The organism is Streptomyces pallidus (ex Mingjun et al. 2026) (assembly GCF_051550185.1).
In the GTDB taxonomy this organism is placed as follows: domain Bacteria; phylum Actinomycetota; class Actinomycetes; order Streptomycetales; family Streptomycetaceae; genus Streptomyces.
Genome location: NZ_CP196181.1, coordinates 4249914 through 4263623, shown reverse-complemented (window position 1 = coordinate 4263623; position 13710 = coordinate 4249914). Strand labels below are relative to the sequence as shown.

The 13710-nt window shown below is 73.6% G+C and carries 12 protein-coding genes; 7 read left to right on the top strand and 5 right to left on the bottom strand.

Going from position 1 to position 13710, the window contains the following annotated elements:
• Positions 1-73: 73 nt before the first annotated feature.
• Both ACSHWO_RS18800 and ACSHWO_RS18795 read right to left on the bottom strand, forming a co-directional pair.
• A complete protein-coding gene (locus tag ACSHWO_RS18800; protein WP_438313238.1) occupies positions 74-1828 on the bottom strand; it encodes a hypothetical protein in 1755 nt (584 codons plus the stop codon).
• A 10-nt stretch (positions 1829-1838) separates the two neighbouring features.
• Positions 1839-2093, bottom strand: a complete 255-nt coding sequence (locus tag ACSHWO_RS18795) for a MoaD/ThiS family protein (protein ID WP_179173447.1) — start codon at positions 2091-2093, stop codon at positions 1839-1841.
• 517 nt (positions 2094-2610) lie between these two features.
• Between ACSHWO_RS18795 and ACSHWO_RS18790 the strand changes: the two genes are divergently transcribed.
• The 5 genes from ACSHWO_RS18790 to ACSHWO_RS18770 all read left to right on the top strand — a co-directional run bounded on the left by ACSHWO_RS18790 (position 2611) and on the right by ACSHWO_RS18770 (position 8037).
• Complete coding sequence (locus ACSHWO_RS18790; RefSeq protein WP_438313236.1) at positions 2611-3345, top strand: response regulator transcription factor; 735 nt, start codon at positions 2611-2613, stop codon at positions 3343-3345.
• 92 nt (positions 3346-3437) lie between these two features.
• Positions 3438-4460: a LacI family DNA-binding transcriptional regulator gene (locus tag ACSHWO_RS18785; RefSeq protein ID WP_361095035.1), complete on the top strand. Its 1023-nt coding sequence runs from the start codon at positions 3438-3440 to the stop codon at positions 4458-4460.
• A 131-nt stretch (positions 4461-4591) separates the two neighbouring features.
• Positions 4592-5734, top strand: a complete 1143-nt coding sequence (locus tag ACSHWO_RS18780) for a S1C family serine protease (protein ID WP_438313233.1) — start codon at positions 4592-4594, stop codon at positions 5732-5734.
• An 84-nt stretch (positions 5735-5818) separates the two neighbouring features.
• Complete coding sequence (locus tag ACSHWO_RS18775) at positions 5819-6568, top strand: response regulator transcription factor (RefSeq protein WP_385840675.1); 750 nt, start codon at positions 5819-5821, stop codon at positions 6566-6568.
• On the top strand, positions 6565-8037 hold the full coding sequence (locus ACSHWO_RS18770; RefSeq protein WP_385840669.1) for a sensor histidine kinase: 1473 nt from the start codon (positions 6565-6567) through the stop codon (positions 8035-8037). Before ACSHWO_RS18775 ends, ACSHWO_RS18770 begins: the two co-directional genes overlap by 4 nt.
• Here ACSHWO_RS18770 and ACSHWO_RS18765 read toward each other — a convergent pair.
• Both ACSHWO_RS18765 and ACSHWO_RS18760 read right to left on the bottom strand, forming a co-directional pair.
• Positions 8017-8916, bottom strand: coding sequence for a phosphatidylinositol-specific phospholipase C (locus ACSHWO_RS18765; RefSeq protein ID WP_438313230.1), 900 nt, complete (start codon positions 8914-8916; stop codon positions 8017-8019). The two genes, ACSHWO_RS18770 and ACSHWO_RS18765, sit on opposite strands and share 21 nt — an antisense overlap.
• 61 nt (positions 8917-8977) lie before the next feature.
• The gene (locus ACSHWO_RS18760; protein ID WP_361095050.1) at positions 8978-9565 is read right to left on the bottom strand and encodes a TetR/AcrR family transcriptional regulator; all 588 of its coding nucleotides are present in this window, start codon (positions 9563-9565) and stop codon (positions 8978-8980) included.
• Positions 9566-9740: 175 nt separating this feature from the next.
• Between ACSHWO_RS18760 and ACSHWO_RS18755 the strand changes: the two genes are divergently transcribed.
• The gene (locus ACSHWO_RS18755) at positions 9741-10544 is read left to right on the top strand and encodes an alpha/beta fold hydrolase (RefSeq protein ID WP_438313228.1); all 804 of its coding nucleotides are present in this window, start codon (positions 9741-9743) and stop codon (positions 10542-10544) included.
• Positions 10545-10727: 183 nt separating this feature from the next.
• Here the strand turns inward: ACSHWO_RS18755 and ACSHWO_RS18750 are convergent, their stop codons facing one another.
• A complete protein-coding gene (locus ACSHWO_RS18750; protein WP_385840659.1) occupies positions 10728-12542 on the bottom strand; it encodes a bifunctional metallophosphatase/5'-nucleotidase in 1815 nt (604 codons plus the stop codon).
• A gap of 147 nt (positions 12543-12689) precedes the next feature.
• On the opposite strand from ACSHWO_RS18750, the gene mshD reads away from it, so the two are divergent.
• Positions 12690-13622 (top strand): mycothiol synthase, encoded by a 933-nt coding sequence (gene mshD, locus ACSHWO_RS18745; protein ID WP_361095059.1) that lies wholly within the window; start codon positions 12690-12692, stop codon positions 13620-13622.
• Positions 13623-13710 lie beyond the last annotated feature (88 nt).

Sequence of the window (13710 nt, the reverse complement as noted above, 5' to 3'; positions counted from 1 at the left end):
GTACAGACGTACGGAGGCCGTCAGCGATGCCGACGGCCTCCGTGACGCGTGTCCCACGGTTCCTGCCCGGGCCTCAGCCCACCACCCGTCCCATCAGGTAGACGGCGGGAGCGGCGGCGGCCAGCGGCAGCGCCACACCGGCCGTCATGTGCACGAACTTCGACGGGTAGTCGTACGCGGCCACGCGCAGGCCGATCAGCGCACCCACCCCGGCGGCCAGGCCGAGCAGCGCCCCGCCCGCCCCGACGGAGGTCAGCCCGCCGACCGCGACGCCCGCACCGGCGGCCGCGGCCACCGACACACCGGCGGACGGCAGCGGCGGCAGGGGCAGCGCCCGGACGAACACGGCGACCGCGACGGCCGCCGCGCCGACCGTCACGGCGGCGGAGTCGGCGGCCAGGTAGCCGGTGCAGACGATGGCGAGGGCGGCGGAGGCCACCGAGGCCATCAGGCCGTACATCCGCTCGTCGGGGTCGGCCTGGCTGCGCAACTGGAGGACCAGCGTGAGCAGCACCCACACGCCGAGGGTGCCGATGATCGCGCCGGCGCCGTACGTGTCGTCCACCGCGAGCACGGCGGCGTCCGCGACGAGGGCTCCGGCGAAGGCGAGGGCGATGCCCTGGCGGGCGGGCCACATGCCGTTGAGCCGGAACCAGCCGGCCGCGGTGAGGCCCTGGAGGGCGATCAGCGGCAGGAGCAGGGCGTAGTCGCCGGCTATGGCGGCGACGGCGAGCAGCAGCCCGAGCGCGGCGGTCAGCACCGCCGACTGCGGACCGGGGTCGATGATCGGCGAGCGGCCCTCGGCGCGGGCCTGGGCCGGGTCGACCGCGCGCATGGTGTTGCCGCCGAGGGTGGGCGGGGACCACTCGGGCTCCCCGGCCGGGTCGGCGGGCCCGCCGGGGGCGGGAGCGGCGTGCCGACCGGGCGCGGCGGCGGGCGCCGCTTCGGAGCCGGCCGCGGCCGGCCGCACGGGCTGCGGGGCGGCCTGCGGAGGCAGGTAGGCGGTGGTCTCCGCCCAGGCCTCGGCGGGAGCGGTCGGGGCGGCGGGGGCGTGGGTCGCGGGAGCGGGTGCCGCGTCCCGGAACCAGCCCTCCGGGACGCCGCTCTCCGTGACCGGCGGGAGGTACGCCGTCTCGGCGGCGGCGTTCTCCGTGACCGGCGGGAGGTACGCCGTCTCGGCGGCGCTGTCCGTCACCGGCGGGAGGTACGCCGTCTCGGCAGCGGCCGCCGCGCTCTGCTGCGGCTGCACCGGCTGCTGCGCGGCCGGCACGGGCGGCAGGTACGCCGTCTCGGCAGCGGCGTTCTGCGGCACCGGCGGGAGGTAGGCGGTCTCGGCGGCCCAGTCGTGCTCGGGCGCGGCGGCCGGGGCGGCCGCGGCCGGAGCCTGCGCGGCCGGGGCCTCGTCGCGGAACCATCCCTCGGGCGCCACGGAAGCCTGGTGCGCCTGCGCCTGGTACGCCCGCGCCTGGGGCGGCATCGGCTGCTGGTACTGCTGAGGCTGGGGCTGCGGCTGGAACTGGTGCTGCGGCTGGTGCAGCGGGTCGGCCTGGCCGGGGTACGGCGTCGGGTAGCCGGCCTCCGCCCAGTCACCGCCCGGCGCCGGGGCCGGGGCCTGCCCGGGCGCGGCCGCCGGAGCGGCGGTGGCCTGGTCCCGGAACCACCCCTCGGGCGCCGCGGACTGCTGCGGCTGCACCGGCTCGGCGGGCCGGTGCACCGGCTGGTAGCTGGTGTCCCAGGTGTCCGACTGCCAGGTCTGCGTCGCGTACGGGTCCTGCGGCTGCTGGCCGGCCTGCCCGGCCTGCTGCTGCTGTTCCTCGGGAGTGCTCATCGGTTTCCGCTCACCCGCCCGCGAACGGCGGGAGCACCTCGACGGTGCCCCCCTCGGTCAGCAGGACGGCATCGTGCGGGCGCTTGCCCACGGGTTCGTCGTTCACGAGGAAGGAGCAGCGCAGCAGGACCCGGGTCAGCTCCCCGGGGTGGCGTTCCCGCACCGCGTCGAGTGCCTCGGCCAGTGTCCGCGCCGAGTACGGCTCCTCCGCCGTGTGGGCCGCGGCTTTGGCCGCCGCCCAGTAGCGGATGGTTCCGGTTGCCACTGCAGCTCCTATCGTCGGCTACCTACCGTCGGCCTCCATGATGGCCCCTCCCGGCCCCTGCTCCCGCGTCCCTCCGCGCGCTCCGGACGCCCCCGGGGTGCGCCCGGAGTGCACCCGGACGGCCCACGACCGGCTTCCGGAAGCCCGCCGATCCTCCGAAACCGGGGCATACGCTGGTTCCGGGGGTGGCGCGAACCACAGAAGGTGCGATCCCGAAGCCTCGGCCGGGCGTCGGCAGGTGGGCTATTCTGCTGGCGAAGGATCCGGGCAACGTTGCCCCCGGGTCCTTTTGTGCTTTCAGTACGTTGAACGGAACGAGAACAAAGGCGCCGGACCGGCTCCCGGGGCGCGGGGACCGGCCGACGCCCGCAGCGACCGGGCACGGGGCACAGCGCCGCGCCCGGCACGCACCCCGTACGAAGCAGTACCGCGAAAGTCCTCGACGGGACCGAGGAGGAACCGACGTGACGGACCAGCGAACCGTGCACCACCGACCGACCCGGGCAGGGGGTCGGGCATGAGCTCCCTCCTGCTGCTGACCAACGCCCTCCAGCCGTCCACCGAGGTGCTGCCGGCCCTCGGCCTGCTGCTGCACAACGTGCGGGTGGCCCCCGCCGAGGGCCCGGCCCTCGTCGACACCCCCGGGGCGGACGTCATCCTCGTCGACGGCCGCCGGGACCTGCCGCAGGTGCGGTCGCTGTGCCAGCTGCTGCGCTCGACGGGGCCGGGCTGCCCGCTGATCCTCGTCGTCACCGAGGGCGGCCTGGCGGCCGTCACCGCCGACTGGGGCATCGACGACGTCCTCCTCGACACCGCGGGCCCCGCCGAGGTCGAGGCGCGGCTGCGGCTGGCCACCGGCCGCCAGCAGCTGGGCGCCGACGACTCCCCCATGGAGATCCGCAACGGGGACCTCTCGGTGGACGAGGCGACGTACTCGGCGAAGCTGAAGGGCCGGATCCTGGACCTCACCTTCAAGGAGTTCGAGCTCCTCAAGTACCTCGCCCAGCACCCGGGCCGGGTCTTCACCCGGGCCCAGCTGCTCCAGGAGGTCTGGGGCTACGACTACTTCGGCGGCACCCGGACGGTGGACGTCCACGTCCGGCGGCTGCGCGCGAAGCTCGGTCCGGAGCACGAATCGCTCATCGGCACCGTACGGAACGTGGGCTACCGTTTCGTCACACCGGAGAAGGCCGAACGGGGCGCGGGGGAGGCCGCGGACCGGGCGGCCGCGCAGGTAGCGGCCGACGCCTAGGGGGCCGTCCCCCGTACGGCGGAAGCCAGTGTGACCGTGCACTCCGCAGGATGCCCTGCCCAGAGCACGGTCACCCCGCGTAGACTCCCTGCGTGGCCAAGGTGACGCGGGATGATGTGGCGCGACTTGCGGGTACTTCAACCGCCGTCGTGAGCTACGTCATCAACAACGGACCCCGGCCGGTCGCCCCGGCCACGCGCGAGCGTGTCCTCGCCGCGATCAAGGAGCTGGGCTATCGCCCGGACCGGGTCGCCCAGGCGATGGCGTCCCGGCGCACGGACCTCATAGGCATGATCGTTCCGGACGCGCGCCAGCCCTTCTTCGCGGAGATGGCGCACGCGGTCGAACAGGCGGCCGCCGAGCGCGGGAAGATGGTGCTGGTCGGGAACTCCGACTACCGGGACGAGCGCGAGGTCCACTACCTGCGCGCCTTCCTCGGCATGCGGGTGTCCGGTCTGATCCTGGTCAGCCAGGGCATGAGCGAGCGGGCCGCCTCCGAGATCGAGGCCTGGGACGCCCGGGTCGTGCTGCTGCACGAGCGTCCCGAGGCCATCGACGACGTCGCGGTGGTCACCGACGACATCGGCGGCGCCCAGCTCGCCACCCGCCACCTCCTCGAACACGGGCACGAGTACGTCGCCTGCATCGGCGGCATCGAGAACACCCCGTCGGTCGGCGACCCCGTCGCCGACCACGTCGAGGGCTGGCGCCGGGCCATGCTGGAGTCGGGCCGGTCGGTGGAGGGCCGCCTGATCGAGGCCCCGTACAACCGCTACGACGCCTACCGGGTGGCGCTGGAGGTCCTGTCGGGCCCCGACCGCCCGCCGGCCATCTTCTGCGCCACCGACGACCAGGCCATCGGCGTGCTGCGGGCCGCCCGGGAGCTGCGGATCGACGTGCCCGGGGAGCTGGCGGTCGCCGGGTTCGACGACGTGAAGGAGGCGGCGCTGACGGACCCGCCGCTGACCACCGTCGCCTCGGACCGCCCGGCGATGGCGCGCGCCGCCGTGGACCTGGTCCTCGACGACGGGCTGCGGGTGTCGGGCTCTCGCCGGGAGCGGCTCAAGCAGTTCCCGTCGGCGCTGGTGATCCGCCGCTCCTGCGGCTGCCTCTGACGGCTTCGTCCGGCCCCGCCCCGCCGCCTGCGGCAGGGCGGGGCCGTCCTTATATCGGGCATACAAGGTTCTGTCGGGCTTCTCAGCGGGCACTCAGAAAGCTCTCATGATCCGCGGACAGAGTCATAGGCATGACCGAGAGCTTCCGCCGCGAGGGCGGGTACCCGCAGGAGTACAGCACGTCCCCGAGCGCGCCCCTCGACGGGTCCGGCGGGTCCTACCCGCCGCCGCCGGCGTACCCGCCCGTTGCCGACGGCCCGGCGCCCGGGTGGTTCGAGGCTCACCGACCGGCGGTGATCGGCGGCGAGAGCGCTCCCCCGGCCGACCCTGCGGCCCCCGCGCCCGAGGGGCCGGCGCACGCCGCCCGGGCCAAGCGCCCGGTGGCGCTGCTCGCCGCCGTCGCGATCGCGGCGGCGGTCATCGGCGGCGGCACCGCCGCGCTGGTGCAGCAGCTGCTCGGCGACCGGGCGGGGGCCCCGGGCGGCTTCAACGGCACGGTGGTCTCGCAGTCCAACAGCGGTACGGTCGCCGGGGTCGCCGAGCAGGTCAGCCCCTCCGTCGTGCGGATCGACACCCGTACCGGGTCGGGCCAGGGCACCGGCTCCGGCTTCGTCCTCACCGCCGACGGCGAGATCGCCACCAACAACCACGTGGTCAGCGGCGCGTCCGAGATCCAGGTCACGCTGCACGACGGCCGGAAGTTCCCGGCGAAGATCGTCGGCACGGACCCGGACAAGGACCTCGCGCTGATCAAGCTCCAGGGCGCGTCCGGCCTCAAGCCCGTCCGGCTCGGCAACTCCGACGGCGTCCGGGTCGGCGAGCAGGTCGTCGCGATCGGCTCCCCGGACCGCCTCACCGGCACGGTCACCAGCGGCATCGTCTCGGCGCTGAACCGCGAGGTCAACGTGCCCAAGTCGGAGCAGGCGCCGCAGCGGCAGCGCGGCGGCGAGGGCGGCTGGCCGTTCTCGTTCGACGGCCGCCAGTTCAACGGGAACACCGGCTCGAACACCACCTCCTACAAGGCCATCCAGACGGACGCCTCCCTCAATCCCGGCAACTCCGGCGGCGCCCTCGTCAACATGAACGGCGAGATCATCGGGATGCCGTCCGCGATCTACTCGCCCGCCACCGACACCTCCGCCGCCGGCAGCGTGGGCCTCGGCTTCGCCATCCCGGTGAACACGATCAAGGCCGATCTGGACGCCCTCCGCAAGGGCGGCAGCGGCGGGAGCGGTGGAAGTGATTCCGCCGACGGCTTCGGCACGGTCTTCTAGCCGGCGGGCCGTGCGACGCTGGAAGGCACCGCCGGCCGCCCGCCGCCGGCCGCCGACCGCCGCACACCACCCCTGGGGGACCGTATGAAGCCCGTCGAAGGCGACCAGCAGCGCATCCTCGTCGTCGACGACGAGCCCGCCGTACGGGAGGCCCTGCGCCGCAGCCTCGCCTTCGAGGGGTACGCGGCGCAGACCGCCGTCGACGGACTCGACGCCCTCGACAAGGCGGGCGCGTACGCCCCCGACCTGATCGTCCTCGACGTCCAGATGCCCCGCATGGACGGCCTGACCGCGGCCCGCCGGCTGCGCGCCGGCGGGAGCACCACCCCGATCCTGATGCTCACCGCCCGCGACACCGTCGGCGACCGGGTCACCGGCCTCGACGCGGGCGCCGACGACTACCTGGTCAAGCCCTTCGAGCTGGACGAGCTCTTCGCCCGCGTCCGGGCCCTGCTGCGGCGCAGCGCGTACGCCGCTCCCGTGCCCGGACCGGCCCAGGAGCCCGGGAACCACCTCGTCTTCGGGGACCTGCGGATGGACCTCGCGACCCGCGAGGTGACCCGGGCCGCGCGCCCGGTGGAGCTGACCCGGACCGAGTTCACGCTGCTGGAGATGTTCCTGGCGCACCCGCGGCAGGTGCTCACGCGCGAGCAGATCCTCAAGACCGTGTGGGGCTTCGACTTCGAGCCCAGTTCCAACTCCCTGGACGTGTACGTGATGTACCTGCGCCGCAAGACCGAGGCCGCCGGCGAGCCCCGCCTCGTCCACACCGTACGCGGCGTCGGGTACGTCCTGCGCACGTCCGGAGCCGGTGATTCCGGAGGTTCGGAATGAGCCCGGCGGCCCGGTTCCGCGGACTGCCGCTGCGCTCCCGGCTCGCCCTGCTGGTGACGTTGGCGGTGGCGGTGGCCGTCGCGGCCGTGGCCGCGGTGTCGTGGGTGATGGTGCGCACGCAGCTGAGCGAGCAACTGGACCGCGCGCTGGTCGCGACGAACCCGTCCGCGGAGGTCGTGCAGACCCTGCGCAACGGGATCTGCGTCAGCGCACCCGCCCGGCCGGCCCCCGAGATCGCCGGGAACCTCAACGCGACCGTGCAGATCGTCCTGCCGAACGGCGCGCACTGCTGGGTGGGCGGCCGGACCGACCTGCCCGTGGTGCCGGCCGACCGGGACGTCGCCACCGGGCAGCGGCCGAACGCGCTGCACGACGTGCGGACCGCCTCCGGGGCCCGGATGCGGGTCTACACCTTCCAGGCGCAGGCCCAGCCGGACTCGCAGGTCTTCGGGATCTCCGTGGCCAAGCCGCTGGCCGACATAGACAAACCGCTGTCCACGCTGACCTGGGTGCTGCTGCTGGTCTGCGGGGTCGGTGCGGTCGGTGCGGGCGCGGCCGGCCTGTGGGTGGCCCGGACCGGGCTGCGGCCGGTGGACGAGCTGACCGGGGCGGTCGAGCACATCGCCCGGACCGAGGACCTGACCGTGCGGATCCCCGACGAGGGCGACGACGAGATCGCCCGCCTGTCCCGGTCGTTCAACTCCATGACGGCGGCCCTCGCCTCCTCCCGGGAACGGCAGGCCCGGCTCATCGCCGACGCCGGCCACGAGCTGCGCACGCCGCTGACCTCGCTGCGGACCAACATCGAGCTGCTGGCGCGCAGCGAGGAGACCGGCCGGGCCATCCCGGCCGAGGACCGGCGGGAGCTGCTGGCCTCGGTCAAGGCGCAGATGACGGAGCTGGCCTCGCTGATCGGCGACCTCCAGGAGCTGTCGCGGCCGGACGCGGGCCCGCGCGCCCGGTTGGAGGTCGTGGCCCTGCACGAGGTCACCGACAGCGCCCTGTCACGGGCTCGGCTGCGCGGCCCGGAGCTGGTCTTCGAGTCCGCGCTGGAGCCCTGGTACGTGCGGGGCGAGGCGTCGGCGCTGGAGCGGGCCGTGGTCAACGTGTTGGACAACGCGGTGAAGTTCAGCCCGCCGGGCGGGGTCGTCTCCGTCGCCCTGCGGGCGGGCGGGCTGACCGTACGGGACCGCGGGCCCGGTGTGCCCGCCGAGGACCTGCCGCACGTGTTCGAGCGGTTCTGGCGGTCCTCGTCGGCCCGGGCGCTGCCCGGCAGCGGGCTCGGCCTGTCCATCGTGGCCCGTACGGTGCAGCGCGCGGGCGGCACCGCCGAGCTGCGGGCCCCGCGCGACGGCGGCCCGGGCACGGAGGCGGTGCTGCGGATCCCCGGCGCGCCGACACCACCCCCCGCGGCGGCGGCCGAGGCGGCCGGGGCGGCCGCGATGGCGTCAGTTGTGGCGGATCAGTGAGGCGACCAGGCCGGAGCGGGTGTTAGGGAAGTCCATGGGGACGATGCCGAGCCCGGTCCGGCCGGCCAGCTCGGCGCCGTCGACGAAGGCGTGCACCTGCGGGTTGAGGCGGTCGGAGTTCCAGCGCGGCGGCAGGTAGGCCGAGGTGCTGGTGTGGTTCACGAAGAGCCTGCCGGGCTGCTGGACGGCCTTGCGGAAGTGGTTCTCGATCAGGCCGCGCTTGGCGAAGGGCTCCGCGTTCCAGTCGTCCTGGACGTCGAAGACGCTGCCGTCGCCGTACCGCAGGCCGGGCAGGCCGCCGTTGTCGGCGAGGAGCACGACCGCGCCGCGGGCCCGGCCGAGGGTGGGCAGGGTGTCGGCGATCCGGAACAACGGCCGCCAGCCGCGCCGGTCGAGGTAGTCGTCGAAGACGGCGCGGAAAACGGCGTCGCCCTCCGTGGAGTACTCCTGTCTCACCCGCATCAGGACCGTCTCTCGGGGGTGGGCGGCGAGGAAGTCACGGCAGGCGACGAGCACGTCTCCGAACATCAGGCCCTGGTAGAAGGAGCCGTGGTGGATGGCGAACGAGCCGCCCGTCACCCGGCAGCGCACGTCGAGGAAGCGGATGCCGGAGTCGAGCTGTTCGGCGATCGAGGTGTTCTGGCAGGCGACGTAGAGCCCGCCCTGGCGGGCGCCGGAGTCGTGGGTGCCCGGGATCGTCATCCGCTGCAGGGCCGTGGAGTCGGCGAGTGCGGCCATCCAGTCCTGGGTGCCGAGTTCGCGTGCGGAGGCGGGTACGCCGCCCGCGTGTGCGGAGGCGGGTGCCCCGCCCAGCGCGAGGGCCGCGCCCGCGCCCACCGCCACCGCCCCGACCAGAAACGTCCGACGATCCGCAGCCATCCCAGCCCCTTTGCCGGTCCCGTTGGTGGGACCGGATTATGGCGTGCGGGACCGGGGGTTACTACCCATCGGTAGCCGCCGGTTCGCCGAGCAGCTCCACCATGGCGCGCAGCCCACGGGCGAGCCCCTGCCCGGTCGGCGCCCCCTCCGGGTCGGTGAGGGCCTGCACCATCACCCCGCTGAGCAGCGCGATGTGCAGCGCGCCCAGACTGGCCACGTCCTCCTCGGAGACTTCCTGCACCGGCACCCCGCGCAGCACCGCGGCCACCATCCGCCGGTTCTTGCGCTGGCTCTCGGCGAGTAGGGCGAGCAGCTCGGGCGAGGACTGCGCGTGGACGAAGGCCTCCACCGAGGCGAGCCACAGCCAGCGCATCTCGCCGAAGTCCCGGATCTTGCGGTCCCAGGTGTCCGCGTACCGCTCCTCGGCGGTGTCGCCCTGCCCGGTGAGCCGGCCGGAGCCGGCGGACCATTCGTCCATGGCGGCGAACAGTGCCTGGTTGAGCAACGCCTCGCGGGAGCCGAAGTGGTAGCCGATCGCGGCCATGCTCACCTTCGACGCCGCGGCGATGTCCCGCACCGTGGTGCGCAGATAGCCCTTCTCCTCCAGGCAGCGGCGCGCTCCGGCCAGCAGGTCCTCGCGATTTCCCATGGCGGGATCGTATCCGCGCCCCGTTTTGCGCAAGTGCGCAAAACAAACGTATTGCGCAAGCGCCCAAACGGTGGCAGGCTCATGCCGTCACCGCAGTACGAGCAGCACCCGCACACGCCGCACCCGAACGTGCGGCACCCAGTACGTGCACGACGACACGGGGAGAACCGAAAGCATGCGCAACACGCTGACCATCGACGGCCGCGCTCTGTCGTACCTGGACTCCGGAGGCACCGGGCGCCCCCTGCTCGCGCTCCACGGCGGCCTCTCCGAAGGCGCCGCCTTCGACGGCCTGGCCGCCGCACTCGCCGGCCGGTGGCGGGTCATCGCCCCGGACCAGCGGGGCCACGGCGACTCCGACCGCGCCCCGCACTACCGCACGGAAGGGTTCGTCGCCGACGCCGTCGCCCTCCTCGACCACCTCGGCCTCGACGCCCCGCTGCCCGTCCTCGGCTACTCGCTGGGCGGGATCAACGCCGCCCACCTCGCCGCAGCCCACCCCGGCCGGATCTCCGCGCTGATCAACGCCGAGTCCACCGTCGAGGTCCCGCTCGCAGGAGCCCCCGGAGCCGGGCAGGCCCCCGCCGGGTTCGAGTTCCTGCACACCATGCGCTACACCGCCGCCACCCGGGAGGAACTCCTCGAAGCCGCCGGGCCGGTCGGCTCGCAGTTCGTCGCCCCGGCCCTGCGCCCGCTGCCCGACGGGACCGGCTGGCGGCTGCCCTTCCACCCGCAGGACGTGCTCGACGCCATCGCCGGGGTCCGCGGAGACCACTGGGACGCCTGGCTCGGCAGCCACTGCCCCGCCCTGCTGATCCACGCCACCCACAGCGCGAGCCTCCCGCAGGCCACGGCCGACGCCATGGTCGCGCGCCGCCCGGACACCGCGTACGAGGCCGTCGAAGGGGACCACTTCGTCCCCTTCACCCGGCCGGACGCCTTCCACGCCGCCGTGGAGAAGTTCCTCTCCGGCCTGTGAGCCCGCCACCCGCGCCACGGGGGTGCGCGGGTACGGCGGAGGGGGCGGCGGGCGCTCTCGCCCACCGCCCCCTCCGGGGAGTCACGTCCGGCCCGGCGGCCCGCCACGGGGACTGCCGCCTACTGCCCTACTGCCGGATGTCCGCTGCCCGCTGCCCGCTGCCCGCTGCCCGCTGCCCGCTGCCTACTTGACGACCGTGATGCGGTCCGCCGCCGGCGGGGCGATCGGCGCCGCCGCGGTCGACTTCGCCAGCAGGGCGTTGAAGGCCTCCAGGTCGGGCACGCCGACCAGCTTGTTCTTGTGCTCCTTCAGGACGGTGAAGCCGTCACCGCCGCCCGCGAGGAACTCGTTCATCACGACCCGGTAGGTCTTGGCGGGGTCGATCGCCGCACCGTTCAGCTTCACCGAGTCCACGACGATGCGGTCCGCGCCCGACCTGGTCATGTCCAGGGTGTAGGTGAAGCCCTTCGAGACCTGCAGGATCTTCGGGTTCGCACCGTTGACCGGTCCGCTGACCTGCTGCTGCAGGGCCGTGATCAGCTGCGCGCCGGTCAGGTCCACGACGTTCAGCAGGTTGTTGAACGGCTGGACCGTGTAGGACTCGCCGTACGTCACGACGCCGTCGCCCTCGTCACCGGCCGCCTTGTACGCCAGGTCGGCGCGGATGCCGCCCGGGTTCATGATGGCCAGCTGCGCGCCGCCCTTGGCCGCCGGGGCCGTGGCCTCCAGCTGCGCGTCCGCGATCAGGTCGCCGAGCGGCTTCTCCGGGGCCTCCGAGCCGCGGCCGGCGATGTCCCCCGAGATGTAGCCCATCGGACGGTTCGCGACCGGCGCGGCCAGCGCCTTCCAGCGGTCGATCAGCGCGGTCATGTCCGGGGCCTTGGGCACCTCGCGGCTGACGACCTTGTTGACCGGCTTCGGCGCGAGGGCGGCCGTGCGGACGATGTCCTTGGTCTGCCGGTCGTACGTCAGCGTGGTGTCCGTGAACAGCCGGCCGTACGAGGCGGCCGAGGTGACCATGCGCGGGTTGCCGGCCGGGTCCGGGATGTTGCAGGCGTAGGCCTGGTGGGTGTGGCCGGTGACCAGCGCGTCGACCTTGGGGTCCACGTTCTTCGCGATGTCCACGATCGCACCGGAGATGCCGGCGCCGGCACCCGGGACGTTGCAGTCGTAGTTGTACGCGCCGTTCGCCGGCAGGCCGCCCTCGTGGATCAGGGCCACGATCGAGTTCACGCCCTGCTTGCTCAGCTCGGCGGCGTACTTGTTGATCGTCTCGACCTCGTCGCCGAACTTCAGGCCCTTGACGCCGTCGGCCGTCACGACGTCCGGGGTGCCCTCCAGGGTGACGCCGATGAAGCCGATCTTGACGTCCCCCTTCTTCCAGATCCAGGTGGGCGACATCAGCGGACGCTTGGTCTTCTCGTCCACGACGTTCGCGGCGAGGTACTTGAACTCGGAGCCGGTGAACTCCTTGCCCATCTCGAAGCAGCCCTCGACCGGGTGGCAGCCGCCGTACGCCATGCGGCGCAGCTCGGTCTTGCCCTCGTCGAACTCGTGGTTGCCGACGCTGGAGACGTCCAGCTTCAGGTTGTTCAGCGCCTCGACGGTCGGCTCGTCGTGGAAGAGACCGGACAGCATCGGGCTGCCGCCGATCATGTCGCCCGCCGCAGCGGTGATGGAGTACTCGTGGCCCTTGCGGGCCTCGCGCAGGCTGGTGGCCAGGTACTCGACACCACCGGCCGGTATGGCCTTGGTGGAGCCGTCCGCCTGACGCTCGGTCACGGTGCCGGAGGAGCCCTGCGGGGGCTCCAGCGTGCCGTGGAAGTCGTTGAACGACAGCAGCTGCACGTCGACGGTGCGGCTCTTGCCCGCACCGCCGCCACTCGTGGCACCGGCCGGCAGTGCGGCGGCGACCATCGCACCGGAAGCAACCGTCGCGGCTGCTGCGATGAGGGCCAACCGGCGGGTTCTGCGGTGCCGTTGCGGCGTCGCTGACATTTTGTCCCCTTATGAAACAGCGGTAAAGCATGGAGGTCTGGCGCAGCCTACGGTCAACGCGCGTAGCACCAACAGGGGGGTGGGGTATCGAGCTGGTTAACACCCCGACACCACCGCCCGCGCCCCGGGCCGCCGTACGCTCGGAGCATGACTGACGACGCAGCAGCGGCCCTGGAGCCGGGACGCCAGATCCAGACCCTCGAAGAACTGACGGAGGAACAGGCCGACGCCGTCCTCACCCTGATCGAGGACGCGGCCCGCACCGACGGCACCACCGCCGTCTCCGAGCAGGGCCGGCTCCAGCTGCGCGGCGGCCGCCGCGAGGGCATCCGGCACTTCCTGCTCACCGAGAAGGGACGACTCGCCGGCTACGGCCAACTGGAGGAGACCGATCCGGTGGAGGCGCCCGCCGCCGAACTCGTCGTGCACCCCGCACTGCGCGGCCGCGGCCACGGCCGGGCCCTCGGCTCGGCCCTCCTCGCCGCCTCCGGCAAGCGGATCCGGGTCTGGGCGCACGGCGGCAAGTCCGCCGCACGCCACCTCGCCCAGGTCCTCGGCCTCACCCTGTTCCGCGAGCTGCGCCAGCTGCGCCGCCCGCTCGGCCCCGACTCGCCCGCACTGCCCGAACCGGTACTGCCCGCCGAGGTCACCGTGCGCACCTTCGTGCCCGGCCAGGACGACGCGGCCTGGCTCGCCACCAACGCGGCCGCCTTCGCCCACCACCCCGAGCAGGGCTCGCTCACCCAGCGCGACCTCGACGACCGGATGGCGCAGCCCTGGTTCGACCCGAAGGGCTTCTTCCTCGCCGAGCGGGAGGGGGAACTCGTCGGCTTCCACTGGACGAAGGTCCATGCCGCCGAGCAGCTCGGCGAGGTCTACGTGCTCGGCGTCCTGCCCGGCGCCCAGGGCGGCGGCCTCGGCAAGGCCCTCACCGCGGTCGGCCTCCAGCACCTGGCCGCCGCCGGCCTGCCCACCGCGATGCTCTACGTCGACGCCGACAACACGGCGGCCCTCGCCGTCTACGAGGGCCTCGGCTTCAGCACGCACGAGGTCGACCTGATGTACCGAACGGAGAGCTGAGCGTCACCACCCGTACGGGCCCACCGGGCGCACCGGGGCCCGTACGGGTGCATTCCGGAGCGAAGCTGACGCACTCGTGCGCGATCCG